Raw genomic sequence first — 25,323 nt, forward strand, 5'->3', positions numbered from 1 at the left:
TTTATATATATTTTTCTAATGTAGTAATTATTAATTCTAAGCTTGGTCTATCTTTAGGGTCTTTAGCAAGCATAGCCATTATTAAACTAGCTAGCTGCGGCTCTATAAGTATTATTTGATTAATAGGAGTTGGCTTTTTACTAATATGAGCTATTAGTATTTCTACGTCCGTCCCCAAAAATGGCACTTGCCCAGTAAGCATCTCATAAAAAACTACTCCTAATGAATAAATATCTGTCTCTTTTTCAACATCTCGTTTATTTATTTGCTCTGGAGACATATATTCTGGAGTTCCAATTATAATATTAGGGTCTGTTAAGCGTTCTGGGGCGGCCTTTTTGTCGTCTTGTTTTGCTTGTAGTATAGCGATACCAAAATCCAGTACTTTAACAACAGGCTCATTATTAGAGGAATATACTAGAAAAATATTATTTGGCTTTAAGTCTCGATGAATTACATCTTGTTTATGAGCCTCTAAAACACCTAAACAAACCTGTTTCATTATTTTTAGAGCATAGTCTTTTGGAATGGTAATATTTCTTCTTAGCTCATTCATTAGTGAATGACCTGTGAGTATTTCCATTGTGATAAATGCTTGACCAGAAGCAACTAAACCATATTCATAGGTTTCAATCACATTTGGATGTTTAATTCTTAAGGCTGTTGAAGCTTCTCTGGCAAATCGCCGAACTTCAACGCTATTTGACACATATTCGCGGCGTAGTAGTTTTAGAGCTATTTCTTGATTTTTTTGTAAGTCATGCGTTCGATAAACTATGCCCATTCCACCACGGCCAATAGGTTCTAGTAGTTTATACCTATTATTTAAGGTTTTGCTGACGTGTAAATAGGTTTCGTTTGGTTCATCATAATTTACCAAAGAATCAGATGAAGCTGAATTTAAAAAATCTGGCGGTGATAAAACAGCTTTAGTAACTGCATCAGTATTATCATTAGGTTGTTGTGGTGGGTTAGTTATAACCTGTGGGACTACTTGAGATAAAGTAAGTCTACTTAGAATTTTTTTTGTTCTAACAATTATTTCTTTAGCATTAAAAGGTTTGTTCCAATAATCTTCAACACCTGTTTCTAAAAGGGCAATTTTAGTTTCTTCATCATCCGAAGTAGTAAGAAATATAAAAGGAATATGTTGCAAGGCAGGAGAGTTTTTTATATGAAAAAATAAGTCTATACCATCTAATACAGGCATATGCCAATCAGAAATAATCAAACTAGGCTGAATTTCTGAACATTTTTCTAAAGCTTCTTGCCCATTTAGAGCCGTAATTACTTTGCAATCTAAACTTTGAAAAGCCTTTTCAAGGATTTTCAAAGTCATAGTGTCATCATCAGCAATTAAAATACAATGTTTATCCATTTTAGTTAGTTAGTCTAATTAATAGTTTGTTCTATGTGCATAACTAAGCGTAAACCATTAAAAGGGCTTCTAATATGAACTGTTGCTCTATCACGAAAAGCACAACGACATCCATAACCAAAATAGTCCCAGGAACCCCCACGTAGAACCCTTAAATTTGGTTTTTCTCCCACTACCCAAGCAGTACCATCAACTGGCGCACCTTCATAATTATCATGCCAAACATCTTGACACCATTCCCAGACATTTCCATGACAATCATAGAGTCCAAAAAGGTTAGCATTAGCTAAACTTCCTACAGCAGTAGTGCAATTGCGATAAATAGTTTTGCGAGCCTGGCCGTAAGGGGCTTGACCATCATAGTTTACTAGTCTTGTGGTAACTGTTGTACCATAAGCAAAAGGGCTTGTAGTAGTAGCGCGGGCAGCATATTCCCATTCTGCTTCTGAGGGTAGACGATAGTAATGTCCTGTTTTAGCTGATAATCTAGCACAAAACTCTATCGCATCATACCAAGAAACCTGTTCTACAGGTAAATTATCGCCTTGAAACATAGAGATTTCTGCTGGCAGATCTTGGTTAATTTTAGGCCAATTAGCAATAACTCTCCATTGGGCTTGTGTAACAAGGTATTTGCCTATAAAAAATTCAGGGACATTTACTAGATGTTGAGGCTTTTCGTCTTGGTCGCCTTCAATACTTCCCATTAAAAAGTTTCCAGATGGAATATAGACCATTTCTAAAGCTACACCCTCAAGATCTTGGATATAACAGTTGGCTGTTTTTTTACGGCGTTTTACTACACGACCAAAGTCATCTACTATTGGAACTGAAAATTCAAAATTGGATAAGCTGTTTAACATACCTTAAGTTTACTAAAGATTTATTAAAAAAATAACAATTATTTTTTTAATAAATGTTCTAAAGCAGGGAGTAAATTAGGGTAGAGAAATTTATAACTGCTTGCTTGAAGTCGTGCTGGAATAGCCCGACAACTTGAAAATAATGCTTCATCTGCTAGCTCTCCAAAAGCAATCCGAGCAGCAAAAGCAGGCACAGTAAAAAAACTAGGTCTATATAATACCTTAGCAAAAGCTTTAGTAAATTCTGCATTAGTAACTGGATTTGGGGCAGTAACATTAATATTTCCAGATATTTCTGGATTCTTTAACAAAAATAAAATTATATTAATTACATCATCTAATGCTATCCAACTCATATAATGTTTTCCATCGCCAAGCTGACCTCCTAAACCTAGTTGGAATGGCAACATCATTTTACTTAAAGCTCCTCCATTAGGACTAAGAACTATACCAATACGTAAATTAATAAGCCTAATACCATTATCAGAGATGATTTTATTTGCTTCTTCCCATTCCTTAGTTAGATCAGCTAAAAATCCTGTGCCTGGGCTACTTTCTTCAGTTAACACTTCACTACCACGATTACCATAATAACCAATAGCTGAAGCCATAATAGCTACTTTAAGAGGAACTTTAGATTTTAATAAAGTATTACAAAGGTTTTTGGTTACTTTAATTCTGCTATTGCGGAGTTTTTGTTTTCTTTCCTCTGTCCATCTGCCTTCAGCAATATTTTCTCCTGCTAAATGGATCAAAGCATGTGCATTGCTTAAAACTGAAGGGTCAATATTTCCTGTTTCAGGATCCCAGCTAAATTTATTAAGTTTTGGATCAGCAGCAGAACGAACTAGCTTTTTTACAGCATAACCAGATTGCTCTAGTGGTTTTACTAGTACTGATCCAATTAAACCTGTTGACCCTGTAACTAATACTTGAGAAATATTTGATGACACAAGAAATACTCCTAAATAGTAAGTTTTTGTAGTAGATACAGGGTTGTTACTTACAACCCTGTATTTATATTAAACTTCATAAAGTAAGTCTTCTGGAAGTGTTTGTGGATTATCTACTAAGTAAGGTGTACGAGGCAGACGAGAAATTTTGCGGCTATCTACTGATAATAAATGATGATAAGCCTTTGTTAAAAACCTTGGAATAATTAAGTCATGTGTTCGTTTAACGCGATCTTCTGCTTGAAGACTTGCTAGCATCTTGTTAAAAAGCTCTTCTCCATTGTGTGCTAGGATATGCTCTCGTTTTTCTAGATCTAAGAAATTACGTAAAATACTATCTCTATCAGCTTCAGGATGAAATTGAGTAGCCTGGATTTCCTCACCAATAGATATTGTCATTAGGGCTTTACCCCTTAAACCATGTCTACTTTCTAATGCTAAAACTTTTACACCTAAAGCAGAAAGAGCCGAAGCATCAGGATGGACAACTTGATAATTACGACGTTCAAAGGCAAAAAAACGTTCTCCTAAGCCTTCTAACAAATAGGATGTAGCCCCTTGTGGTGTTGGGTAAGCGGGCATAATTCCATAAACCGAGCGTGGCGCATCACAAACTTCTGCAAAGCCAAAATGCCTAGTTAATACTTGGAAAGAGTGGCAAATTGCAAAAAAGAAAGATTTTCTTTCTCTATGGAGGTTATGTTCAAATACATCATCCAGGAGTTGAAAATAATCAACTTCCCATTGTTTGCCTTCTCCATCATGAGGTGAGCCTGGGCCACCACTAGAAATATAAATATCAAAACGGTGTTTTGGGACTTCTCCAAAATCTCTTACTCGGAAATGCTCTATTTTAAGGTTTAAGTCATAATTATGACGAGTTTTCCAATTTTGCTGAGAATCATCTAGTAGTTGGTATATGCAACTAATACCCTGGTTCTTAAAACCATCGTTTAGGTCTAACACAGCAACGGAAATAGAATCAGATTTAGGTAAATTACTCATAATAGTTGATTTGTAAAAAATTTTTGGTGACGAATAGAAATTTTCTGTTTATAATAACCCAGTTTGCCAACTAAAAACACCTAGAAAAACCTTCTATTTATTAATAATTCATGCTAAATAAATTTAATCATAAAGGGTTATATGCAGTAACAGATAGAGAAATTACAGGATTAACCCATCCACAAATTGTTGAAGAAATTATTGAAGGTGGTGGAAAATTAATTCAATTAAGAGAAAAATCACTACTTACTGGGGATTTTTATCAAACTGCTTTGCAGGCAGTTACGTTAGCGCGTAGAAAAGGTGCTAGGTTGATTATAAATGACCGTGTGGATATTGCATTAATGGTAGAAGCTGATGGTGTTCATTTAGGGCAAGATGATTTAGACCCAGAAAAGGCTCGCTCGCTTTTAGGCCAGGATGCTATAATTGGCCTCTCAACACACTCATTAGCACAAGCAATATTAGCAGATAAACGCCCCATTGATTATATTGCGGTTGGGCCTATTTTTCCCACCCTAACAAAACCTGAAGCTAGTGCTGAAGAGGGTGGTTATATAGGACTAGAATTATTATTTAAGGTTTGTCAATTAGTTAGCAAACCTGTTGTAGCTATTGGGGGAATTACCTTAAATACAGCTAAAGACGTTTTAGAAACAGGGGCTAGTTGTGTGGCTATAATTTCTGATTTACTAAAATATGGTAATATTAGCGAACGTACTAACAGATTTTTAATTGAATTAGAACCATTTACAAAAATTTAATTAAGTCTACTGGTAAAATTTAGTAAGGTATAATCTTAAGGAGGCAAGTAAGATGAGTTTTTTTGAACTCCCACCATTAATTGAGAAAATGTTAGCAACTAGTGAAAATGTTAGTGACTTAAATTTTTCTGTTGGACGACCTCCACAAGTAGAAGTAAATGGTAAACTTACGCCAGTAGAAATCAAGGGTTTACGGGTACTTACTCCATATCAAACAGAAGTTATTGCAATGTCTTTACTATCTGGTAATAAAGATGCCGCCGAAAAACTACTAAAAAATGGTTCTGTAGATATTTCTTTTAGTATCCATCAGCGTACAAGATTTCGGGTTAATATTTTTTCTCAACGTGGCACTTATTGTATTGTAATGCGGGTTATTCCTACAGATATTCCTTCTATAGAATCTCTGCAACTACCTCCACAACTTGGGGAAGTATCTTTTTATAAAAATGGAATTGTTTTACTTACCGGGCCAACAGGTAGCGGCAAATCTTCCACTTTAGCAGCAATTATTGATAAAATTAACCGAGAAAAATACTATCATATTGTTACTATTGAAGATCCAATAGAATTCCTACATTCGCATAAAAATTGCACGATTAATCAACGTGAGTTAGGTAGTGATACACCTTCTTTTGCTTTAGCCTTACGCGCAGCACTGCGCCAAGCTCCAAAAGTAATTTTAGTAGGTGAAATGAGAGATTTAGAAACAACAGAAATTGCTTTAGAAGCTTCTGAAACAGGTCACTTAGTATTATCTACCCTGCATACTACTGATGCTTCTAAAACAATAGATCGTATCATAGGACTTTATCCTAAAAATGAAGAACATATTATTCGGGTAAGACTAGCGCAGTCATTTCGCTATATAATTTCACAAAGATTATTACCAAAAGCCGATGGAAAAGGAAGAATAGCTATAGTAGAAGTCTTAAAATCTACTCCTAGAACTCGTGAATATATTGAAAAAGGTGAAAGTGAAGGCAAGACCTTGTTAGATGCTATGAATGATGGGGAATTAGAAGGTATGCAACATTTTGACCAAGTAATTGAAAAATATATTCGTCAAGGGATAATAACTAAAGAAGACGGACTCTCATTCTCAACTAACCCAAGCAATTTACAACTTCGTTTATCAGGTCTTGGAACTTCTAGTGACTTTTCGGTTGGAAGCCAAGATAATAGTCGTGGAGATGGTGGCCGAAGTAGTGCTTTTGGTGCTGGCTCAATGCGTAATTTAATAGAAAGGTAGAAAGGAAAATAAAAAAGGAAAATTTTTATGAACCAAATGTGTCCTTCTTGTGGTTTTGATGTTCATATTGATGATAGCCAAGCTCCACCCTATGCTTTTACTATGGAATGCCCGCGTTGTCGTAAATCTGTAACTATGTCTCCCCCTCCTAAACCAGAACCAACATTAAAAGTTGATAGTACAATGGCTCGTACTAACGTTATGGGATCAGGAAATGCTAAAGCTGGTGGCCCGGCTAATATGCAGGAAACCTTAATGGCATTTATGCAGATGATGAGTGGTGGAACTACTCCAGTAGCAGCAAAAACGCCAGATCCTTCTAAAACGCCTTATGCCTGGGCGCGTAAAAATGTATTAATTTGTTGTGCTGATCAAAACCAACGTCAAATAATCGAGCAAGTTATAACAAATAATTATGATACTCATATAGCACAAAGTTCAGCACAAGCTTTAGAAATAATGCATGGTGTTAAAGTAGATATGCTAGTGCTAGACCCTCAATTTGATGCTGCTCGCCAAGGTGGTATAGCTGTACTACGGCATGTTAGTTCTTTAATGCCAAAATATCGCCGCCGTATTTACGTTGTGTTAGTTTCTCCTCAAGTAAAAACTTTAGATACCTATATGGCATTTCTTAATTGCGTTAATTTAACGGTAAATACTGATGATTTAGAATCTTTGCCAGCAGTCTTGGAAAAAAGCTTAAAAGATTTTAATGAATTATATCGTCCATACTTTGAGGCTGGAGGGGGAGATTTTTTATAAAATTAAAAAGTTATTCTTCTTGTCTAAGATCTAAACTATCTCCCCAATCGGATTTTTTTGCTAGTTTATAATTATCTTTACTAGCTGAAATCGTAAGGTTTTTTAATCCGTTACTAGTACATAAACTTAATTGTAAATGACCTTTTCTTTTTAATGGATGGCGGATAATACGGGCAAAAGGTCTATTTACAACATCTTTAGAAACAATAAGATAAGAAAATTTTTCATCTTCATAAGATAAATATCCAGCTTTTGCTCGACGATGAAGGCTTGAGCGCGGCAACCGCTCAGAAAAGTGGCACCAATCGTTTTCCTGCATCGGGCAAATTTCTTGGTGTGGACAAGGTGCTACTATATTTGCTCCTAAACTAATTAACTGCTCTCTAGCCTCTAAAATATTACTAAACCCTTTTGGTGTTCCTGGTTCAATTAATAAAAGTATTTTACTTGTTGCTTGCCAGGCTTTTTGAACTAAAACTTTTCTTTCTACTAAAGGCAATTCTCCTAAAACATAAGAAATAGTTATTAAGTCATTTGCTGAAAATTGATGCTCTTTAATTAAATTTAAGTTAAGCCACTCAGCAGATTTAAGACTAACATTGTTGTTAGATAATTTCTTACCTAAAGCTAGCATATTTTTATCGTCTTCTATCAAAGTAACCTTATTGATTGCTGGGAAAAGATTTAATGCTGCCCAAGCAACTGTACCAGGGCCAGCACCTAAGTCTAATAAACTAGCTAATTCTATGTTAGGTAAAACTTTTTTTAACTGTGTTAATACTGCTTTTATTACCGCATAAGTTGCAGGAAGTCTTACTCCAATATAAGCAAGACGATGTATAGTAGAGGAAATTAATACTTTCTCGCTATTGCGGTAGCGTAAGGATAATTCCTCTATTGCTTTAGAAAAAAGAGAAAAATCTATTGTAGTTAACTCTGTTTCTATAGCTTTAGCTAATTCATTAGGTAAAGACATATGGTAAAATTAGCGTATAGCTAACATTTCATTTAATACTTCTACTTCTGCCACTTCTACAGAACTTTCTATTAGGTACAATGCTTCTAGCTCTCCTGTTGATTGATTAGATAGACATTGTATACAATAAAACTTTTCTTCTTGGATTAAAGCACGTTGTATTAGTTGGTTACATCCAAAACAATTAAAAAGATGGGTCATAAAATTAACCTTTTAAGTATATTTTTTAGAATAGATAAAAACTATTTAACATTTTGTAGTTTTACTATAATTATTAGTATTTTTCAACTACCTATTGTTTTCTTTGTTTACAATGCGATTAATGTATAAAAACTAACAAAAAACTAATAGGTTTTTTGTTGAAAAATAAAGACTTAATGCAAAATTAACAAGATTATAAGTAATAGATCAACTATAATATTTTATACAAAGTATTTGAGTTGGTTACTTATGTAATGGCTATAAAATCTTATAAAACCTTATAAACCAACAAAAGTTAAACAACATAGTAAAATAGTCCCATTTCCTCTCAAACTAAACAAAACTTTTAGAAAATAAAATAGAAACGAGGGGCTTATGACAACAAATTACAAATCACAGATTTTAATAGTAGATGATGAACCGCAAATTTTGCGTGTAATGAAAAATAGTCTTTTAGCAAGAGGTTATGATGTAAAAGTTGCTTCTGATGCTTTAGAAGCAATAGAGTTAATTAATGAGAAAATACCAGATTTAATCATTTTAGATTTAATGATGCCTAAGTTGTCAGGTTTTGATTTATGTAAGATGGTGCGTAAAATATCTAAAGTACCAATAATGATTCTTTCAGCTAGGCAGTTAGAAGATGATAAAAAGACAGCTTTAGATTTAGGAGCATGCGATTATATAACTAAGCCTTTTAATTTGAATGATTTACTAGTACGAATGAGAGTAACATTAAGAAGAAGTAGCAATACAGAAATAGAGGTAGGATACTTAAAAGTTGGTGATATTGGGATTGATTTTAGTAACAAAAGAGTTTTAGTTAGTGGAAAGGAAGTGGAATTAACACTAGTAGAATATGATGTACTTATATACTTAGCGAATAATGCAGGAAAAATAATAACACGCCAAAATTTAATGAACCGTTTATTTGGCTTTGATGGCTTAGAACATAGTCAGCAATTAAGAAGTTTAATAAATAAATTACGTAATAAAATAGAGCCTAATCCAGAAAAGCCTCATTATATTTTAATTGAACCTGGAATAGGTTATAAATTCTATCAACAGCCTTTATAGACAGATTAAAAATTAAAGGGATTAAAAATTAGTTTAATTTATAAACAAGCGAAAGATCAGCAAGTTAAACTAGTAGTTTAGTTTTTTGTTGTTTACGCTTTCTTTTTGATTTAGTTTTTTGCTGTTATTATAACTTAAGGATATATAGAGATGTTAATTTTGCCAGCAATTGACTTAAAAGATGGTTGTTGTGTTCGTCTTACTCAAGGTGATAAGGAAAAAGTAAAAGTTTATGATCAAGATCCATTAGCTGTTGCTAGTAGCTTTTTAACTGTTGGGGCGCAAATGATTCATATTGTTGATCTTGATGGAGCGTTTGCTGGTGCAAAGACGGAAAACTTGTCAATTGTTAAGAAAATTTGCCATGAGTTAAACGCAAAAGTAGAATTTGGCGGCGGTGTTAGAGATGAAAAAGCTGTAGAAAACCTTATAGAAATAGGGGTTAGTCAAATTGTTCTTGGGACAATAGCGGTTGAAAATACGGAATTATTAACTAATTTAGCCAAAAAATATCAAAAATATTTAGCCATTGGCATAGATGCTAGAAATGGTAAAGTTGCAACTCGTGGTTGGGAAACTATTACAGAAATAGACGCAGTAACTTTGGCTAAACAAGTTTCTGAGCTAGGAATTGAGCGAGTAATTTACACAGATATTTCACAAGATGGAATGCTAACAGGCCCAAATTTAGTGATGACTAAACATTTAGCTGAAAGTAGCAAATTAAAAGTAACGGCTTCTGGTGGTATAGGCTCTTTAGCTGATATTTGCGCCTTAAAAGCTTTAAGTAGTTATGGTGTAGATAGTTGCATTATTGGAAAAGCTCTTTATGAGCAAAAATTTACTCTAAAAGAAGCTTTAGAAATTGCTGCTTAAATAACTTTAACTCGGTTACGACCAGACTTTTTAACTTCAAAAAGCGAGTCATCCAATTCTTTAAGTATTTCTTTGGCGTTATTATGGCTAGCTTTCTTTGAAAGTTCTGTTACAAGAATAGTAACTGTTATTTGGTTATAGTATTCTTGAGGGAAAAAGTCAGTATTTTCTATTGCTGTACGTATAGATTCAGCTAATTCTGTTGCAGTTTGTACATTAATTTCTGGCAGTAAAATTGCGAATTCTTCGCCTCCATAGCGACTTGCAAAACCCCGGCTTTGAACTTGTTTTGATAACTCTTCTGCAATTTTAACTAAAATCCTATCTCCAACAAGAAAACCATTATCATTAACTGCTTTAAAAAAATCTATATCAATAAATAATAGAGAAAAAACAGGATTGTTTGTTTTTTCTAAAAGTTTATCTAGTTGTTCAATTAAAAATCTACGATTTAACAAGCCTGTTAATTCATCTTTCATTTTCAACCTCTTTTAACTTCTTCCTGTTCGTAGAAAATATATTTCTTCACCAAATTTTTCTTTTACTTTTGCTCCAATTTTAACATTTTGATTTAGCTTGCCACATTGTGCGCAACTTGGATAATAACGCCCTTGCATAAGCCGTTCACGGACAGCTTGCCATTTTTCGCTATACCAATGTTCAGAAAATTTACCTTCAGCTAAGTTTCCTACTTCTACTTCTGTTGAACAGCAAAATAAAATTTTTCCTTCCACTGTAACACGGGAATAATTCCAACCCATAAAACAGCCTACTTCTTTGATAGGTGCTGTTGACAAGCCTCCAATCGCAACTTGTTTTTCAAAAATATCTAAGTTGGTTGTTACATTTAATTTAGCAGCTTCACGGCGTGCTAATGGGATTAGCTCATCAAGTAGTAATTTTTGTTGTTCTTCTGTAATCGCACAACGTTCAGTTCCTTGGCTTAAACTAGCTAATTTATAAGTAATGCTAGTAGCATTATATTTATCAGCAAACCTAACCATTTCAACTAGTTCCGCTGCTGTATCATAATTGATTACTTGGACGTGCTTAAATCTTTTACCAGCCCAAGCAAAAGTTTCCAAAAGTTGACAAAGCTTTTGAAAATCAGCAGGTCTTAAATTTGGATGAAATGCTATATAAGATGTTGGAGAAACACCATTTACAGAAATTAACATCATATCCACATTTAACGAGAGGATTTTTTCTGCATTAGCTAAAAGTGCGTTAGTAAGTACAGTAACATGCCAGCCATAGCCCTTGCATACTTCAATGATTTTATAGATAGCAGGATTAACAAAAGGATCTCCCATACCTGATAAAATCACGGCTTCAACAGAATTTAGGCTGTCAAGGTCTTTAGCTAGCTCTATAAATGCTTCAAAATCAAACTGTTTACGCTTCCACTCCATTGATCGAGGTAAATAAAGCAAAGGTGAGTGATCCCAGCAAGTTGTGCAATTGGTGTTACAGCCGTTAGCTAAATCTATATGCACGGTTTGAGGCCCAGTTAGGACTTTACCCTCTTTTATTCCCTGCATTCGCAACTTACGCGCTTGACGAAATTTTTCTGTAATTACTGGCAAAATATTTCTCCAAAAATTTTTTGTTAATAAAGTCGCTTTGAGAAACGTTTATTATTTGTTGTCTATTTTTAGCTCTTGATTTATTGATGGATGCTTGATTTTAGCAGGCCAGAAAATATGTTAAACATTATTTTCCTGATACTGAATAATACTTAAGGTTATGAAAAAATATTCCTTTATTTAGATACTTTTAGAATTGCCCTTCAATCAATTTTTGCCCATAAATTACGTGCTTTTTTAACTTTAATAGGTATTATCATTGGCGTAGCTTCTGTTGTACTAGTAGGAGCTTCTATTAATGGTCTTAATACTTATGTAACAGATATAGTTTCTCGTGTTTTAGGTGTTAACCATTTTATGGTTGCTCGAATAGCTGCGGTAGGTAATATTTCTGATGATGAATGGGATAAGATGGATCGACGCAATAAAAGATTAACATGGGAAGATTACTATTGGCTACGTGATAATTGTAATACTTGTCAAACGGTTGGAATACAAGTTAATAATGGTATAGATCTAAAATTTGATGGTAAGGAACTGTTAGGGACAAGGGTTTCTGGAGTCACAGCAAATATGGTTGAGATAGAAGACAAAACCATTGTTGATGGTCGGTTTTTGCTGCCTTCAGAAGTTGAGCATTCTGCAATGGTTTGTGTAATTGGAATGGATGTAAAAGATAAGTTTTTTCCTGATGTGGATGCTATAGACAAAACTATTAAAGTTCGACAAATCCCTTTAAGAGTTGTTGGAATAGAAGAAAAACGAGGCTCAATGTTTGGTCAATCTTTTGATAACCAAATTTACTTGCCTGTTACTACTTATGGACATATTTTTGGCCGTCAACAAAGCCTTACCCTACATGGTAAAACTTCTGATAAAGAAGTCTTCTCTAGGGCCATAGAAGAAGCTAGAACAGCCCTGCGCAATAAACATAAATTAAAAGGCAATGAAGATGATGATTTTGGCTTAATTAATGTTGATCAACTAAATGGTCAAGTAGATCAATTTACAGGTGCTATTGCTGTGGTCGTTGTTCCTATAACTTTAATTTCTTTGCTTGTTGGTGGAATTGTTGTAATGAATATTATGCTAGTAAGTGTTACTGAACGGACTTTTGAAATAGGCTTACGTAAAGCAATAGGAGCAACACGAGGTCAGATACTTTTACAATTTTTAATTGAATCATCACTACTTTCTGCTATTGGCGGTGTACTAGGATTAGTTACTGCTAGTGGGTTAGCTAAATTAATTACAGTTGCTACTCCAATACCAATGACAATTACTCCAGCTTATGTCTTACTTTCAATACTTGTTTCTGGTGGAATAGGTGTGATTGCTGGAATTTATCCTGCTTATAAAGCTGCAAAACTAGACCCAATTATTGCATTAACTAAGAATTAAGGAGCAAGTAGAAATGAAAAAGCCAAAGTTAATTTTTGTTGAAATCATTGTAATGGCTGTAGAAAATCTAAAAGCTAATAAATTTCGTAGCTTTTTAACTATACTAGGTATTGTTATTGGAGTAATGACAGTTATTGCAATAGCATCTTTATTAACAGGACTTAGAAAAAATTTAGTTAATGTAATTGAAGAATATGGAACAAATAATATTTATGCTTTTCATCTTTCTACGGGCCCTCGTGTAGGTGGACGAGATAGAGCAGAACGGCTTAGAAAACCTCTAAAAGAAGAAGATGGGGAAATTCTTCGCTCACAAGCTAGCGCGATAAAAGATGTGGCTAACTCCTTATTTGTTAATTGGTCAGATAGTAGAATTGAATATAAAGGAACAAAATATCGTCGGGGCAATGTTACAGGAGTTTCAGCAAATTATGCCCAAATAGTTAATTTATCTGTTGGACAAGGTAGGTTTTTTACTGAAGTTGATGACCAACATAAGCGCAATGTTATGGTGGTAGGTGTTAATGTTGCTAACGCACTCTTTCAAAGTGATTCTCAAGCAATAGGAAAAAAAGTTACTTTTGTGGGTAAAGAATTTGAAATTGTTGGAGTTTTGGAAAAAAGAAAAAGTAGTTTTTTAGAGAAAATGACGAAGATAATGATATTTTAGTCCCATATCATACAGCAAGAAAAGTTTCACCTCGTAGCGAAACCTTAATGCTAATTATTCAATCCCACTCAGAAATGTTGAAACAAGCTTTATCGCAATCCCAAGACATTTTACGTCGTCAAAGGGGTGTAAAATTTAATGAACCAGATAATTTTGATTTAGGTACAGCAGATCGTTTTGTACAACAATTTGATTCAATTATGGGGGGGATAGGTATAATTGCAATTTTAGTTTCTAGTATTGGCTTATTAGTTGGTGGTATTGGAGTTATGAACATCATGCTAGTAAGCGTTACAGAACGAACTAAAGAAATAGGTATTCGCAAAGCTATTGGCGCACAAAGTAAAGATATTGTTACTCAATTTCTTGTTGAAGCTATGACACTAACATTTTTAGGGGGTGTTTTAGGCGTTGTGTTAGCTGTTGGCCTTGGACAATTAATTAGTCTACTGGTGCCTTCATTACCAGGTGTTGTGCCTCTATGGGCTGTAACTTTAGGCTTAGTAGTATCTGTTTTAATAGGTTTAGTTTTTGGTGTCTGGCCGGCAACAAAAGCTGCTAAACTAGATCCTATAGAATGTTTACGCTATGAATAATAAATAATCAGTAAATACAAAGTAGGATTGTTGCTTTACCAATCTTAGTCACACAATTATAATTAGTCACCTATTTGCAATAAATAGCTTGCTTTTAAGACTAATATTTAACTTTTAGCTAATTAATTTGCTTAGTTGATATAACTAAATAAATTAATTAGCTAAAAGCCAATTTTAGCTAAAATATTTAATTTTTAGCTAAAAAGTTGCAAACTAAAATTGGTTAGGTTTAATCCAAACTAAAATTTTTAGGCCAGTGGAAAAAGATATGGAAAACAATCAAGAATCAAACAATTTGCCCATCACCAATCAATCATCTAAAGTTGTCAAAACTAATACTTTACTTACAGAAAAACTTCCAAGTAAACCAACACTTTTACAAAGATTTTTTTCTAAATGGACACTATTAGCATTATTTTTAACTTCAATAATTTTAGGAACATTAACAGGGCTAGAACTTTCCTATCAATATGGCCTAACTTATGATGCTCAAGCTGTTAAACAACTGGCAGACTATAAACCTAGTTTAGTAACTCAGGTTATTGCTGATGATGGTAAAACCGTTATAGGTGAGTTTTCCTTAGAACGTCGTATGCCTATTAGTTATGATGAAATCCCATTAAAAATGCGACAAGCAATTATGGCAATAGAAGATGCACGGTTTGAGCATCACTGGGGAATTGACCCAATAGGCATTGGGCGTGCAGGCTGGCGCAATTTTCAAGCAGGATCTACGGTTGAAGGGGGTTCAACCCTAACACAACAACTAGCTAAAATGCTTTTTCTTTCTCCAGAAAAATCCGTCACTCGAAAAATTAAAGAAGCACTACTAGCTTTACAAATTGAGCGACAATTTACCAAAGAACAAATTATGGAGTTTTATTGTAATCAAATTTTCTTAGGTGGAGGGTCTTATGGGATAGAAGCAGGCGCATTATATTATTTTGGTAAATCCATAAAAGATTTAGAGTTAGAAGAAATGGCACTTCTAGCAGGACTACCTAAAGCTCCAAGTGCTTATTCACCTACACGAGATGTAAAACGGGCTAAAATGCGTCGTGATTTGGTAATAGATAACATGGTAGCAGAAGGTTTTATTAGCAAAGATGAAGCAGAAAAAACGAAGAAAAAACCTATTAAATTAAATGTTTATTCTCGCACAGGAAACAATAATTCACCTTATGGATATTTTGTTGAAGAAGTCCGCCAATTTCTAGAAGAAAGCTACGGAACTAGAGTTGCACATACTTCAGGGATGAAGGTTTACACAACCATTGATGCTCTAGCTCAACTCCAAGCTGTCCAAGCTGTTCGCAAAGGCTTACATGATTATGATCGTCGACATCCAAAATGGCGTGGTAATTTTCACAATATAATAGAGGATGAAAATATTAAAGATTTAAGTAAGTATAAACATTCGGATTGGGATCAAGAAATTAAAGAAAAAATGTATCTTCAAGGTTTAGTAATGGAGGTTAGCGATAAATTAGCACAAATAAAAGTGGGCGAATATAAAGCCACAATAACCCCTAAAGAAGTTACAGGTACTAAAGAGCCATTAAATAAAGTACTTAAAAAAGGTGATCTCGCTATTTGTTATATTAAAAAAGTCGATCCAGAAAAGAAAGAGTTGACAGTTACTATAGAACAATTACCACAAGTTGCAGGTGCTTTTATTTGCATAGAAGCAGCAACAGGTGAAATTAAAGCTATGGTAGGAGGTTATGATTTTAACCTTTCTAAATTTAATAATGCTACACAAGGTAATCGTCAAACAGGATCTAGTTTTAAGCCTTTTATTTATTCTGCTGCTTTAGAAGATGGTTGGCTAGCTGATGAATATGTAATTGATAGCCCAGTGTCTTATGGTGATTGGTCGCCACGTAATTACGATGGTAGCTTTATGGGAGCAATTTCTTTAAGAAAAGCTATGGCTCAATCTCGTAATATTCCAGCAGTGAAATTGCTACAATCTGTTGGTATACAAAAGGGTGCAGAAGTTGTAAAACGCTTTGGAATTACTAACCCAATGGCCCCTTATCTACCTTCTGCTTTAGGCGCGACTGAAGTTCCATTAATTGAAATGGTTGCAGCTTATAGTGCATTTCCTAATCTTGGAAGTAGGTCTAAGCCTCATTATATTAAGCGTATTACAGACCGCAATGGCAAATTAATAGAAGAAGAAAAGCCACAACTAACACCAGTTCTTTCTCCTCATGTCGCTGGTACAGTAGTTTCTTTAATGCAAGGTGTAGTAGAAGCGGGAACAGCTAAAAGAATTAAATCTGAAAAAGAAGCAGACCTTAATAAAAGGCAAATTGCTGGTAAAACAGGCACAGTAAATGATTTTACAGATGCTTGGTTTATTGGTTATACACCTAGTTTAGTGGCTGGTTTTTGGATTGGTTATCAGGGTGAAAAGAAAAGTTTAGGCAGTGGTGAAACAGGTGGAACATCTGCCTTACCTGTTTGGATAGATTTTATGAAATACTATCTAAAAGATAAAGAAATTGAAAAATTTCCAGAAATCCCAGAACCAGATGAAAAGCTAAAGAAAATCCAAGAAAAAAGATATAAAGAAAGATTAGAAGTTTATTTAGCCTCTAAAACAGATGGTTTAGAAGGTAATATCCCTTTACCAGAAGTTTTATCAGGTGATAAATCTGCTTTTACTGGTGGAGCATTGCCACCACCACCGCCACCACCTGGATATGACGCAGAAAATTCTCGTGGTGATAATAAAAATTCTGCGCATTCTAGTACATTACCTTCAGCTAAAAACGCTGGTAAAATACCTAGTAAACCAACTAGCGATCCAGACTCAGCATTGAAAAACTCTCTTCCACCTGTTAAACCACCTTCAATAAAAACTAAACCAGACGCAAAAACGCAAACGACACCAGGAAAAAACAGTGCTACTAAACCAACTATAGCTACACCAAAGAATAATTCTATTAAACCAACAAGTACAACTAATAATTCTAGTCGCCCAAGAGTAGTAAATAATACTAGGCTATCTACTAGTGGAGAAACTAAGAAAAATAATTCTACAACTAAACCAACAGTAGGAACTAAAAGATAAAATTGTATTATTGAAATTTAAGTAAGTAACTAAAGTTAGTGTTTCTATAAAAATAGGATAGTATTGCTTGATTTAATCTAAAATTCTATCTATAAAGACTTTGGGATATTGGGAACACAAGAACTAGAAATAAGATTTTTTATAGCTAAATAGAAAATAGAGGGGTGCTTTCTCAACTCCTAAAATCTTAGCGAATTTCTAATTAATGGGAGGAGGCAGTATAGAAGTAAAAATACTATACTGAGAAAAATAAGTAATGAAGTTAACCATGAGAGATGTTGCACAAGCTGGCCCAATTTATGTACAAGTAAAAACAGAACTGGAAACTATGATCACTGATAATCAAATAAAAAAAGGTGAGAAACTACCAAGAGCATCTGAAATAGCTCGCGCAAACAACATTCCAGAAGGAGAAGTTGTTCGCGCCTATCATGAAATGGTTCTTGCAGGATTACTTAGTAAAAGTCAAAAGAAAAACCTTTTTGGTGATACCGTTGTAGAACATACTGTTAAATAACAAAACTTAAGCCGGTTTTAGCCTAAGTTTCTAGCTTAAGTTTACAACCGGCTCATAATCTCTGCTTCTTCTCTTTCTAGTTCAATACTTTCTTTTGTCCATTCAATTAGTTTTTCGGCAGCTTCTTTATTAAGACCAAAAATAGAGGCCATTTCTCTAAGCTTATCTGCTTCTTGTGATGCTAACTCATTATCTACATAAGCTAGTTCTACCATTACCCGATAAAGCCACCTTTTCATATCAGGTTTTTCAATATGCGAGATGAGGTCTGATAAAGGGGAAGGATTTTCTAGTTCTTTGTTTACTACTTCTGCTACATCTTCTTCAAACATTGACAAGCCTGTTTGCCAAACTAGTAGTGCAAGTTGGGATTGTTCTTCATCTGTAACTTTATGATCGGCGGCAATCATATTAGCAACTATACGGCAAAATTGTAAGCGTTCTTCTCGGCTATAAGATGAAAGATCATTGACTATTTCTTCCATTTAATAATGTATTAGTACCAAAATTACTGGTACACCCTCCTTAGAGAATAAGTTTTATAATGCTTTTTTAGGTGATTAGCATGTTAGAAAAAAGTGCTGAGGTTGCACGGGCTATTTTAGCTAAAATAGCCCTACTGAGCTAGTAGCGATGCCGCAAAAATTTTTATAGCTAAAGGGTTATAAATATGTGGCTTCTACACTTTGTAAGTAAAATTTTAGCGTTTCTATAAGAGCAGCAAGTAAAGGATAATTTTTTTAGTAGCAGCTTGTTCAATACTTTTTCCAATTTTACTTACTAATGGAAAACCAAAACTAGCTCCATGTCCATAAAGCATATCGCCAAGATAAATTAATAAAGCTAGATCTTTGTTTTCTAAAGCAGATTCCAAAGAAACTAGAGTTTCTTTTTCTGAGTTTATATACCAGGGGAGCAGATCTTGTAAGGTTTTATCAGCAAAAACTAGTGGCGTGTTTATAGTTGTTTTATATAGATCAAGGTTTGCAGCCATAACTTGCCTCCTAAAATTTTTGTAGCCTAGTCATATCGCAAGTCTAATGCCAAGTGTCCATTAAGAATAAATACTATTTGTATATTATTGTATTAAAAGAAGTTAATACAATTAATAAATTAATAAACTGATAAATATAATTTATTTAAGCTAAGAGAAATTCCCAATTTTGGGACAGTATACTTTTTATTTTTGGGATTTTGTAATTTTGCTTTTTGTTAAGAAAATTAATAAATCTGGAAATTTTGTATAATTATTCTTTGTAATTTGTAACTTTTTTAATTTAATACGCAACTTTAAAAATTTTCGCTCGATAAGTTAGACAAATAACATTACAAACATTTGTAATAAAAATTATTTCAAAATTATATTTAATAAAAAACTTTTAGGAGGATTTCGTTATGGCATTCTTAGGTGGAATTGGAAAAGCTTTAGGTGGTGTATTTAATGCAGTAAAGAGTTTTGCAACCAGTGGTTTAGGAAAAACTTTAATAGGATTTGCAGGTAATGCTCTGTTTCCCCCTCTAGGTGGAATGATTGCGAAAGCCGCAACTAACTTACTCAGCGGCGGGTTTAACGTCAAAAATTTACTTAAAACAGGTTTAGATGTATTTGGTGGTATGGCTGGTAAATTTGGCATTGGGGATTTAGTTAAAAATCTTCCTTCCGCTCTCAAAAATCCTTCAGGTTTAGGTGGCATTGTTAGTAACTTATTCAAAGGCGATTTAGGCGGCGTTGCTAAAGTAGCAGGTCAATTATTAGGCCAAACTTCTATAGGTCAAAAAGTTATGGACATCGTTGGCAAAGCTAGCAACCTTATTACCAAAGGCACAGGCTTTGCACAAGACGCACAAGGCATTTTAGGTTCTGTTTCCAAATTCTTAGGTAACTTTGGTATTAACACCAATGGCTTAAATAATGTTAGCGGCGGCATTTCTAACGTATTAGCAGCAGCACAAAAAGTACAAGACATTTTAGGCAAAGTTGGCGGGTTCTTAAGCCCACCACAATCAGATATGATGATGCTTCGCGCTTAATTTTTAGATTTAAGTACAATAGATTTTAATAAAATAAGGCAACCAATTTGAGTTGGTTGCCTTATTTTGCTTTTAATTACCTATTAATTACGGTAGTGAGTAAAATGTAATGCTGAGGGACAATTCATTTTGGCCGAAACTCGTTTCTAAACCTGCGTTCTAGGCAATACTGAATTTCTATTCAGCCTTACTTTTTTAGCACTACCGAAAATTTTTCTTGACTTTGTTATGTAAGATTAGCTATGTTGTTAGGCAAATTAGGATCTGTGGCGATTTATAGCAAATTGCTCCACGTTAAAAACAGCTAAACAGCTAAAGGCTTTTTACTTAAGCTCTGCGTGTTTGGCGCAGGGCTTTTTAGTTTTTAAAGCTTTTAGTTTTTTCTACTACTTTAATAAAAAAGTAGTAAGGAGGACATTGTGAACAATATATTTGTCGCACTAAATCAACTAGAAACAAGTTCAGATCTACTTGAGGACTGTATTAACAAATTAACCTTAACTCATAATCAACTAATAGATTTAATCAAACAACTTCCTCAATCTGCATTAAGTTGGCAGCCTTTAGTTAATACACCAAATATTGGTACACTGCTTTTACATATTGCTTACAGTGAGGTTCTATGGTCAGGTCAACCACTTAATCAAGAAGCCAAGCAATATCTTTGGGATGATACAAAACCAAATAATTTGAGTTTTGCTCCAAATAAATCATTGAACTGGTATTTAGATTTACTAGAAACTATTAATTATCACACTCTAGAAAAAATAAAACATTTGTCTTCAGTAAGTTATCTTTCTATAAAAACTCCTGAAGGAGTTTCAAAAGATTATCCAGTTAACTGGGTAATTTGGCATTTAATTAGCCATAAATCTCATCACCAAGGACAAGTAGAACTATTAAAAAACTGGCATAAACAAGCTTATAGTCCAGTTTATGCTTAATTTATTTATTCCTTAAATTTATATAGAGTATAAGCTAGGTTGAAAAACTTTTTGTTAGGGAATAGACTTTTAACTTATCTAAATTTACAAGATTAAGTTTATTCTCTAATAAGTAATTGCTTACATAAATAATTTTAAGGGGTAATATTTTGAGTTCTTTACTTTCACGCCAAAATAAATTATTAGCTATTATTGCGTTGGTAGTTTTTGGAGTATCTATTATATTTTTAGGAAGATATGTTTCTCGTAATCCATTGCCATCGCTGCTTTCAGAAACAAAGCCTGAAGAATTAGGTAAACCAAGAGTTTTTAAGACAGACTTAAAAGTTACTAATAATGTTTATGGTGTGGATAAGGATGGGGTACTTATACCAGAATTTGTTAGTTTACCAGCGGGCAAGTTTTTAATGGGAAGTGCAGAAGGTGATGGAGCAATTACAGAACAACCGCAACATGAAATAAGTGTAGCAGCCTTTTCCATTAGCAGAACAGAAATCACCAATGTACAATTTTTAGCTTTTTGTCAGGCTACTAAACGAAAATTGCCAGAAGACCCTCACTGGCAAGGCGTTTATATGCGAGATTATCCAAATCATCCTATTGTTAATGTTAGTTGGCAAGATGCTGTTGATTATTGTGAGTGGTTAAGCAAAATTTTGGAAAAAGAAGTCCGCCTTCCAACTGAAGCAGAATGGGAATATGCTGCACAAGGTTCTGGTGTAGGTACAACGCTAGAATTTGCTGCTAGAGAATTGCTTCCAACAACTAAGGTTGCTAGTTATGCTCCTAGTCCAACAGGCTTATATGATATGTTAGGAAATGTTTGGGAATGGTGTCTAGATTGGTACGGCCCACAATATTATCAAGAAAGCCCAAAGGAAAATCCAATTGGGCCATTAACAGGAGATCTTAAAGTTATTCGTGGAGGGTCTTGGGCAGAAAGTCTTAGAGCTAGCAGGATTTCTCACCGAAACCGCGCCACACCAAAGGGAGGAAGTCCTACAATAGGATTTCGTATAATTATTAGTGAAGTAGACACTAACAAATAAATTTTCTAGGATCAAAGCGAACCAACATCACCGCTTCCTTGATAGTGCCAATCAATAATCATACGGATTTGGTTATTTTGGTTAGAAATACCAACAAATTTTATAGCACAATTGGGGCAAACAATTTCTTGGCCTTTTTCTGGCACCTTAAATTTAGTATTAGTTGGAACAAAGTTTTGGGCTTTTATTTCTAGCTTATCTATTGCACCAGTATAGTTATAAATATGAGTGTTGCAGTAGGTACAAAAAACAGGTTTCATGTTATTTTTCCAAATTATCTTCTATCTTTGTTGATTTTTCTTCTGCGGCAAGCTGTTTATCTACAGTATTTAATGGAAATTCTACAGGTTCCATTAAAATATTAGTTCCATCTAAATTCATTGAAACGCCACGACCATTATCAGGGTTAACTTCTTTGTTTGGAGTTCTAGTAAAAACTATTGTCCATCCTTGACCCGTGCGCCGTTTTTTTATAAGTCCATAAGCTTTAGGTTTTAGACTGTTATGTCTTAACTTCATAACTTGTTCAAAAGTAATTAGTTTGTCATAAAGTTCTGGAGTAAGTTTGCTTTTTTCTATAGCAGGTGTTTGGGTATAACCATTTTTAACAATAAATTCTTCTGCTAGAGAGATAGCTTCTGTTTCACTAACTACTTTTGTGTTAGAAGTATTGTTAGCTATATCTTGCTTAGGTAAAGTTAAGTTAAAAACAAAAGGATTTACTAGTAAAAATGCAGATAAAAAAATTTGACAAAAATTAACCATTGCTAATTATTTTTCTTAAATATTTCTTTGAAAATTTGTTTTATTACTCTTTGACGACGTGGCCGGGTGTCATCCTCCTTAATACTAACAGTGTCATTATCTGGAGGGATATAGCCTTCTTCACCATCGTCAACAGGAAAAGTTGAACTAGTACTACAATAATCTTTTGGCTCTGTGCCTGTAATAAAGTACTCATCATAAGATTCGCCACCACATTCAGGGGCGGATAAAAGACCTGTTTTAGCGTCTATGGTTACTTGAGTAAGTCCAGTTTTAGGACTAGGAAACTCTTGACCGCCAAGGTCGGGACGCTTTGCTAAAGCTTTTTTCATAAACTCTGTCCAAATAGGTAAAGCAGATTTTGAACCTTCTATACCTAATTGAGAGTTATCATCAAGGCCAACATAAACAACACAAACTAAATTAGGTGTAAAACCAGCAAACCAACCATCTCGACTAGTTCCAGTTTTTCCTGCTGCTAGAGCGTTAAAGCCTAGTGTGCGAGCGCGTGCGCCTGTTCCTTTATTCATAACATCTTGCATTATGGAATTCATAATAAATGCTACTTGAGGAGAAATAGATTGTTGATTTTTAGTTGTACCTTGATAAATAGTTTTACTATCAGAATTTACTACACGGTTAATAGCAAATGGCTCAACTCTTGTGCCTAGGTTAGGAAAAGTTGTGTAAGCACGTGCAACTTCAAAAGGTGTTGCTTCAGTTGTACCTAAAGCGATGGATGGAAAAGGTTGTGGTTTAGGTAGTCCTAAGCGTTCAGCCATTTTAGCTACTTTATTATAGCCAGTTTGTTCTGCTACACGAACTGTAACAACATTAAGAGATTTGGTTAAGGCATAACGTAGGGAAACATTTTCACCAGTGTATTTTTCCCCATAATTGTCAGGTTCATAAGTTTTTCCTTCACCAAAGCTAAAAGTAGCTTTATCATCTAAAAACTGTGATGAGGCAGTAATTATTTTGTCATCTTTTTCTTCATAAGCTGTATTAAGTGCAGCAGTGTAAACAATAGGCTTAAAGACTGAACCAGGTTGACGGCGAGCCTCAATAGCACGATTAAGCTGGCTAGTGCTGTAATCCCGACCACCAACCATTGCAAGAATTTCACCTGTTTTAGGATTTATAGCAATCAAGGCTGCTTGTAAAGAACCAGGCTTAAAACGTTTGCTATTATCTTTTTCTAGTTGTGCTAGGCCGTTTCTTAGTGCTTGGTCAGCAGCACGTTGAAGATCCATATCTATTGTAGAATAAATACGATAAGAGTTTTGAGTAAAAATCTGATCTCCTAATTCTTCATTTACTTTAGTTTGTAGATAATCTAGAAAATATGGGGCTTCAGCATTGCTACTAGATGATTTAGGTCGTACTTGCAAATCCGACTTTTTAACTTCTTCTGCTTTTTGTGGGTCTAGGAAATTTGCTACAACCATTGAATCAATAACTTGATTGCGACGTTGGATTGCTCTATCAGCGTGTTGAAAAGGGGAGTAATAACCAGGGCCGCGAATAATGCCAGCTAAAAAAGCGGATTCAGATAAATTAAGGCGGCTAACATCCTTGTTAAAGTAAAATTTTGCTGCTTCTCCAAAACCATTAATTGAATAACTCCCGTCTTGACCTAGGTAGATTTCATTGCAATACATTTGAAAAATTTGCTTTTTTTCTAGTCTAGTTTCTAGCAAAACAGATATAAAAGCTTCAGAGAATTTACGCTTAAAAGTTCGCTCTGAGGTTAAAAAGAAATTTTTGACTAATTGTTGGGTGACAGTTGATCCTCCTTGTTGGACTTCGCCTTCTGAAAGATTGCGCCAAATTGCACGGGCTAGACCGCGAAAATCAATTCCAGGGTGATCAAAAAAACGACGATCTTCTATTGATACAATTGCATTAACTAACTCTTGTGGTAAGTCTTTATATTCTATATTTTTACGCTTTTCTTTATCGCTATTAACAGATGTAAGCAGTTCTGGTTCAATAATGGTTTCTGAAAGTTCTTTTTTGCTATCTAAATCATAAATAGAATTAAGGTTTTTTCCATCCTTAGAAAATTTAATTTGTAAATGTGGGAAAAAAATCTGCTCATCAATATTAGTGTTATCACTAGGATCAATTTCTATTAAATTATCTGTTGCAGTGTAAAAACCTCGTTTTGGGTCTCGTAACTTTGCATCATTAATATAACCAATGTGGTCTAAATAGGCAGTTAATTCAGCCTTTTTAGTATAAGGGCCTACTCTAAGTTTTACTGGGGCTGTATAAATACCAGTAGCACGAACAAAAATATCACCTTGGAGTTTTGCATCTATCATTTCAGAATAAATAACATAAAAGTAAGCAAAAATCCCTGTCATAGCTAATACTAGAATACCTAAACAAAAGACAAGTCTGGGTGTAAAAATACGTCGCCACAATCTTTTGCTTTTTGGGGTCACTCTTTGATTAATTACTCGTTCTACCATATTTTTTGTCCTTGGTTACTTTAGAGGGAATCTTTGCAAAAAGATACGAAACGACTTAAATTCTGTTGCTAATAAATTCTGATTATAGCAGTTTG

General features: G+C 34.2%; 26 protein-coding genes. 13 read left to right on the plus strand and 13 right to left on the minus strand.

Translation table 11 applies throughout. The features are described from left to right. Window position 1: 1 nt before the first annotated feature. From IPK14_01370 to IPK14_01385, 4 genes are all read right to left on the minus strand, one after another. Complete coding sequence (locus IPK14_01370; GenBank protein ID MBK7992087.1) at window positions 2-1,378, minus strand: protein kinase; 1,377 nt, start codon at window positions 1,376-1,378, stop codon at window positions 2-4. Window positions 1,379-1,392: 14 nt separating this feature from the next. After that, on the minus strand, window positions 1,393-2,241 hold the full coding sequence (locus IPK14_01375) for a formylglycine-generating enzyme family protein (protein MBK7992088.1): 849 nt from the start codon (window positions 2,239-2,241) through the stop codon (window positions 1,393-1,395). Window positions 2,242-2,279: 38 nt separating this feature from the next. Continuing rightward, the gene (locus IPK14_01380; protein MBK7992089.1) at window positions 2,280-3,182 is read right to left on the minus strand and encodes a TIGR01777 family protein; all 903 of its coding nucleotides are present in this window, start codon (window positions 3,180-3,182) and stop codon (window positions 2,280-2,282) included. Between the two features lie 81 nt (window positions 3,183-3,263). Next, window positions 3,264-4,199 carry a GMP synthase gene (locus tag IPK14_01385; protein ID MBK7992090.1) on the minus strand — a complete coding sequence of 312 codons (936 nt, stop codon included), beginning with the start codon at window positions 4,197-4,199 and terminating at the stop codon, window positions 3,264-3,266. A 110-nt stretch (window positions 4,200-4,309) separates the two neighbouring features. Between IPK14_01385 and thiE the strand changes: the two genes are divergently transcribed. Genes thiE through IPK14_01400 form a run of 3 tightly spaced genes read left to right on the plus strand, consistent with a single transcriptional unit; the run spans window position 4,310 to window position 6,980 of the window. Further along, window positions 4,310-4,963, plus strand: coding sequence for a thiamine phosphate synthase (gene thiE / locus IPK14_01390; GenBank protein ID MBK7992091.1), 654 nt, complete (start codon window positions 4,310-4,312; stop codon window positions 4,961-4,963). Between the two features lie 52 nt (window positions 4,964-5,015). Then, on the plus strand, window positions 5,016-6,215 hold the full coding sequence (locus IPK14_01395; GenBank protein MBK7992092.1) for a PilT/PilU family type 4a pilus ATPase: 1,200 nt from the start codon (window positions 5,016-5,018) through the stop codon (window positions 6,213-6,215). A 27-nt stretch (window positions 6,216-6,242) separates the two neighbouring features. Next, the gene (locus IPK14_01400; GenBank protein ID MBK7992093.1) at window positions 6,243-6,980 is read left to right on the plus strand and encodes a hypothetical protein; all 738 of its coding nucleotides are present in this window, start codon (window positions 6,243-6,245) and stop codon (window positions 6,978-6,980) included. A gap of 10 nt (window positions 6,981-6,990) precedes the next feature. Here IPK14_01400 and IPK14_01405 read toward each other — a convergent pair whose 3' ends face one another. Next, window positions 6,991-7,956 carry an rRNA methyltransferase gene (locus IPK14_01405; GenBank protein MBK7992094.1) on the minus strand — a complete coding sequence of 322 codons (966 nt, stop codon included), beginning with the start codon at window positions 7,954-7,956 and terminating at the stop codon, window positions 6,991-6,993. Window positions 7,957-7,965: 9 nt separating this feature from the next. Beyond that, on the minus strand, window positions 7,966-8,157 hold the full coding sequence (locus tag IPK14_01410) for a hypothetical protein (protein MBK7992095.1): 192 nt from the start codon (window positions 8,155-8,157) through the stop codon (window positions 7,966-7,968). A gap of 375 nt (window positions 8,158-8,532) precedes the next feature. Here IPK14_01410 and IPK14_01415 point away from each other — a divergent pair, with 375 nt between their 5' ends. Then, window positions 8,533-9,234, plus strand: a complete 702-nt coding sequence (locus IPK14_01415; GenBank protein MBK7992096.1) for a response regulator transcription factor — start codon at window positions 8,533-8,535, stop codon at window positions 9,232-9,234. Between the two features lie 150 nt (window positions 9,235-9,384). After that, entirely contained in the window at window positions 9,385-10,110 is a 726-nt protein-coding gene (hisA, locus tag IPK14_01420) for a 1-(5-phosphoribosyl)-5-[(5-phosphoribosylamino)methylideneamino]imidazole-4-carboxamide isomerase (protein MBK7992097.1), read from the plus strand. On the opposite strand, the gene IPK14_01425 is transcribed toward hisA, so the two are convergent. Continuing rightward, window positions 10,107-10,589 (minus strand): GGDEF domain-containing protein, encoded by a 483-nt coding sequence (locus tag IPK14_01425; GenBank protein ID MBK7992098.1) that lies wholly within the window; start codon window positions 10,587-10,589, stop codon window positions 10,107-10,109. The genes hisA and IPK14_01425 overlap by 4 nt on opposite strands. 12 nt (window positions 10,590-10,601) lie before the next feature. Next, complete coding sequence (locus IPK14_01430) at window positions 10,602-11,696, minus strand: radical SAM protein (protein ID MBK7992099.1); 1,095 nt, start codon at window positions 11,694-11,696, stop codon at window positions 10,602-10,604. Between the two features lie 357 nt (window positions 11,697-12,053). Between IPK14_01430 and IPK14_01435 the strand changes: the two genes are divergently transcribed. The 5 genes from IPK14_01435 (at window position 12,054) to IPK14_01455 (ending at window position 17,962) form a co-directional block, all read left to right on the plus strand. Then, a complete protein-coding gene (locus IPK14_01435) occupies window positions 12,054-13,097 on the plus strand; it encodes an ABC transporter permease (GenBank protein ID MBK7992100.1) in 1,044 nt (347 codons plus the stop codon). A gap of 13 nt (window positions 13,098-13,110) precedes the next feature. Continuing rightward, the gene (locus IPK14_01440; GenBank protein ID MBK7992101.1) at window positions 13,111-13,767 is read left to right on the plus strand and encodes an ABC transporter permease; all 657 of its coding nucleotides are present in this window, start codon (window positions 13,111-13,113) and stop codon (window positions 13,765-13,767) included. A 47-nt stretch (window positions 13,768-13,814) separates the two neighbouring features. Further along, window positions 13,815-14,363 (plus strand): FtsX-like permease family protein, encoded by a 549-nt coding sequence (locus IPK14_01445; GenBank protein ID MBK7992102.1) that lies wholly within the window; start codon window positions 13,815-13,817, stop codon window positions 14,361-14,363. A gap of 268 nt (window positions 14,364-14,631) precedes the next feature. Next, window positions 14,632-17,445 (plus strand): PBP1A family penicillin-binding protein, encoded by a 2,814-nt coding sequence (locus tag IPK14_01450; GenBank protein ID MBK7992103.1) that lies wholly within the window; start codon window positions 14,632-14,634, stop codon window positions 17,443-17,445. Window positions 17,446-17,701: 256 nt separating this feature from the next. Next, entirely contained in the window at window positions 17,702-17,962 is a 261-nt protein-coding gene (locus IPK14_01455) for a GntR family transcriptional regulator (protein ID MBK7992104.1), read from the plus strand. Window positions 17,963-18,003: 41 nt separating this feature from the next. On the opposite strand, the gene IPK14_01460 is transcribed toward IPK14_01455, so the two are convergent. Continuing rightward, on the minus strand, window positions 18,004-18,447 hold the full coding sequence (locus IPK14_01460) for a TerB family tellurite resistance protein (protein MBK7992105.1): 444 nt from the start codon (window positions 18,445-18,447) through the stop codon (window positions 18,004-18,006). Window positions 18,448-18,671: 224 nt separating this feature from the next. Then, window positions 18,672-18,956, minus strand: coding sequence for a hypothetical protein (locus IPK14_01465; GenBank protein ID MBK7992106.1), 285 nt, complete (start codon window positions 18,954-18,956; stop codon window positions 18,672-18,674). A gap of 401 nt (window positions 18,957-19,357) precedes the next feature. Here IPK14_01465 and IPK14_01470 point away from each other — a divergent pair, with 401 nt between their 5' ends. The 3 genes from IPK14_01470 to IPK14_01480 all read left to right on the plus strand — a co-directional run bounded on the left by IPK14_01470 (window position 19,358) and on the right by IPK14_01480 (window position 21,986). Beyond that, window positions 19,358-19,993 carry a hypothetical protein gene (locus tag IPK14_01470; protein ID MBK7992107.1) on the plus strand — a complete coding sequence of 212 codons (636 nt, stop codon included), beginning with the start codon at window positions 19,358-19,360 and terminating at the stop codon, window positions 19,991-19,993. A gap of 419 nt (window positions 19,994-20,412) precedes the next feature. Next, window positions 20,413-20,937, plus strand: coding sequence for a DinB family protein (locus IPK14_01475; GenBank protein MBK7992108.1), 525 nt, complete (start codon window positions 20,413-20,415; stop codon window positions 20,935-20,937). Between the two features lie 149 nt (window positions 20,938-21,086). After that, complete coding sequence (locus tag IPK14_01480) at window positions 21,087-21,986, plus strand: formylglycine-generating enzyme family protein (GenBank protein MBK7992109.1); 900 nt, start codon at window positions 21,087-21,089, stop codon at window positions 21,984-21,986. Window positions 21,987-21,997: 11 nt separating this feature from the next. Here IPK14_01480 and IPK14_01485 read toward each other — a convergent pair whose 3' ends face one another. From IPK14_01485 to IPK14_01495, 3 genes are read right to left on the minus strand one after another with little or no spacing between them, the layout of a single operon-like run. Beyond that, entirely contained in the window at window positions 21,998-22,246 is a 249-nt protein-coding gene (locus tag IPK14_01485; protein ID MBK7992110.1) for a hypothetical protein, read from the minus strand. A 1-nt stretch (window position 22,247) separates the two neighbouring features. Further along, complete coding sequence (locus tag IPK14_01490; protein ID MBK7992111.1) at window positions 22,248-22,751, minus strand: hypothetical protein; 504 nt, start codon at window positions 22,749-22,751, stop codon at window positions 22,248-22,250. A 2-nt stretch (window positions 22,752-22,753) separates the two neighbouring features. Further along, window positions 22,754-25,228, minus strand: a complete 2,475-nt coding sequence (locus IPK14_01495) for a PBP1A family penicillin-binding protein (protein MBK7992112.1) — start codon at window positions 25,226-25,228, stop codon at window positions 22,754-22,756. Window positions 25,229-25,323: the final 95 nt, after the last annotated feature.

It is taken from the genome of Blastocatellia bacterium (assembly GCA_016713405.1).
In the GTDB taxonomy this organism is placed as follows: Bacteria; Acidobacteriota; Blastocatellia; order Chloracidobacteriales; family JADJPF01; genus JADJPF01.

Excerpts from the sequence above, each read along its gene's own strand:
- hisA (MBK7992097.1), top strand. The coding sequence starts at position 9,385 with ATGTTAATTTTGCCAGCAATTGACTTAAAAGATGGTTGTTGTGTTCGT.
- IPK14_01450 (MBK7992103.1), top strand. The coding sequence starts at position 14,632 with ATGGAAAACAATCAAGAATCAAACAATTTGCCCATCACCAATCAATCA.
- IPK14_01395 (MBK7992092.1), top strand. The coding sequence starts at position 5,016 with ATGAGTTTTTTTGAACTCCCACCATTAATTGAGAAAATGTTAGCAACT.
- IPK14_01415 (MBK7992096.1), top strand. The coding sequence starts at position 8,533 with ATGACAACAAATTACAAATCACAGATTTTAATAGTAGATGATGAACCG.
- IPK14_01485 (MBK7992110.1), bottom strand. The coding sequence starts at position 22,246 with ATGAAACCTGTTTTTTGTACCTACTGCAACACTCATATTTATAACTAT.
- thiE (MBK7992091.1), top strand. The coding sequence starts at position 4,310 with ATGCTAAATAAATTTAATCATAAAGGGTTATATGCAGTAACAGATAGA.
- IPK14_01495 (MBK7992112.1), bottom strand. The coding sequence starts at position 25,228 with ATGGTAGAACGAGTAATTAATCAAAGAGTGACCCCAAAAAGCAAAAGA.
- IPK14_01445 (MBK7992102.1), top strand. The coding sequence starts at position 13,815 with ATGCTAATTATTCAATCCCACTCAGAAATGTTGAAACAAGCTTTATCG.
- IPK14_01465 (MBK7992106.1), bottom strand. The coding sequence starts at position 18,956 with ATGGCTGCAAACCTTGATCTATATAAAACAACTATAAACACGCCACTA.
- IPK14_01435 (MBK7992100.1), top strand. The coding sequence starts at position 12,054 with ATGGTTGCTCGAATAGCTGCGGTAGGTAATATTTCTGATGATGAATGG.
- IPK14_01400 (MBK7992093.1), top strand. The coding sequence starts at position 6,243 with ATGAACCAAATGTGTCCTTCTTGTGGTTTTGATGTTCATATTGATGAT.
- IPK14_01490 (MBK7992111.1), bottom strand. The coding sequence starts at position 22,751 with ATGGTTAATTTTTGTCAAATTTTTTTATCTGCATTTTTACTAGTAAAT.
- IPK14_01410 (MBK7992095.1), bottom strand. The coding sequence starts at position 8,157 with ATGACCCATCTTTTTAATTGTTTTGGATGTAACCAACTAATACAACGT.
- IPK14_01405 (MBK7992094.1), bottom strand. The coding sequence starts at position 7,956 with ATGTCTTTACCTAATGAATTAGCTAAAGCTATAGAAACAGAGTTAACT.
- IPK14_01440 (MBK7992101.1), top strand. The coding sequence starts at position 13,111 with ATGAAAAAGCCAAAGTTAATTTTTGTTGAAATCATTGTAATGGCTGTA.
- IPK14_01370 (MBK7992087.1), bottom strand. The coding sequence starts at position 1,378 with ATGGATAAACATTGTATTTTAATTGCTGATGATGACACTATGACTTTG.
- IPK14_01455 (MBK7992104.1), top strand. The coding sequence starts at position 17,702 with ATGAAGTTAACCATGAGAGATGTTGCACAAGCTGGCCCAATTTATGTA.
- IPK14_01460 (MBK7992105.1), bottom strand. The coding sequence starts at position 18,447 with ATGGAAGAAATAGTCAATGATCTTTCATCTTATAGCCGAGAAGAACGC.
- IPK14_01385 (MBK7992090.1), bottom strand. The coding sequence starts at position 4,199 with ATGAGTAATTTACCTAAATCTGATTCTATTTCCGTTGCTGTGTTAGAC.
- IPK14_01375 (MBK7992088.1), bottom strand. The coding sequence starts at position 2,241 with ATGTTAAACAGCTTATCCAATTTTGAATTTTCAGTTCCAATAGTAGAT.
- IPK14_01470 (MBK7992107.1), top strand. The coding sequence starts at position 19,358 with ATGGCATTCTTAGGTGGAATTGGAAAAGCTTTAGGTGGTGTATTTAAT.
- IPK14_01425 (MBK7992098.1), bottom strand. The coding sequence starts at position 10,589 with ATGAAAGATGAATTAACAGGCTTGTTAAATCGTAGATTTTTAATTGAA.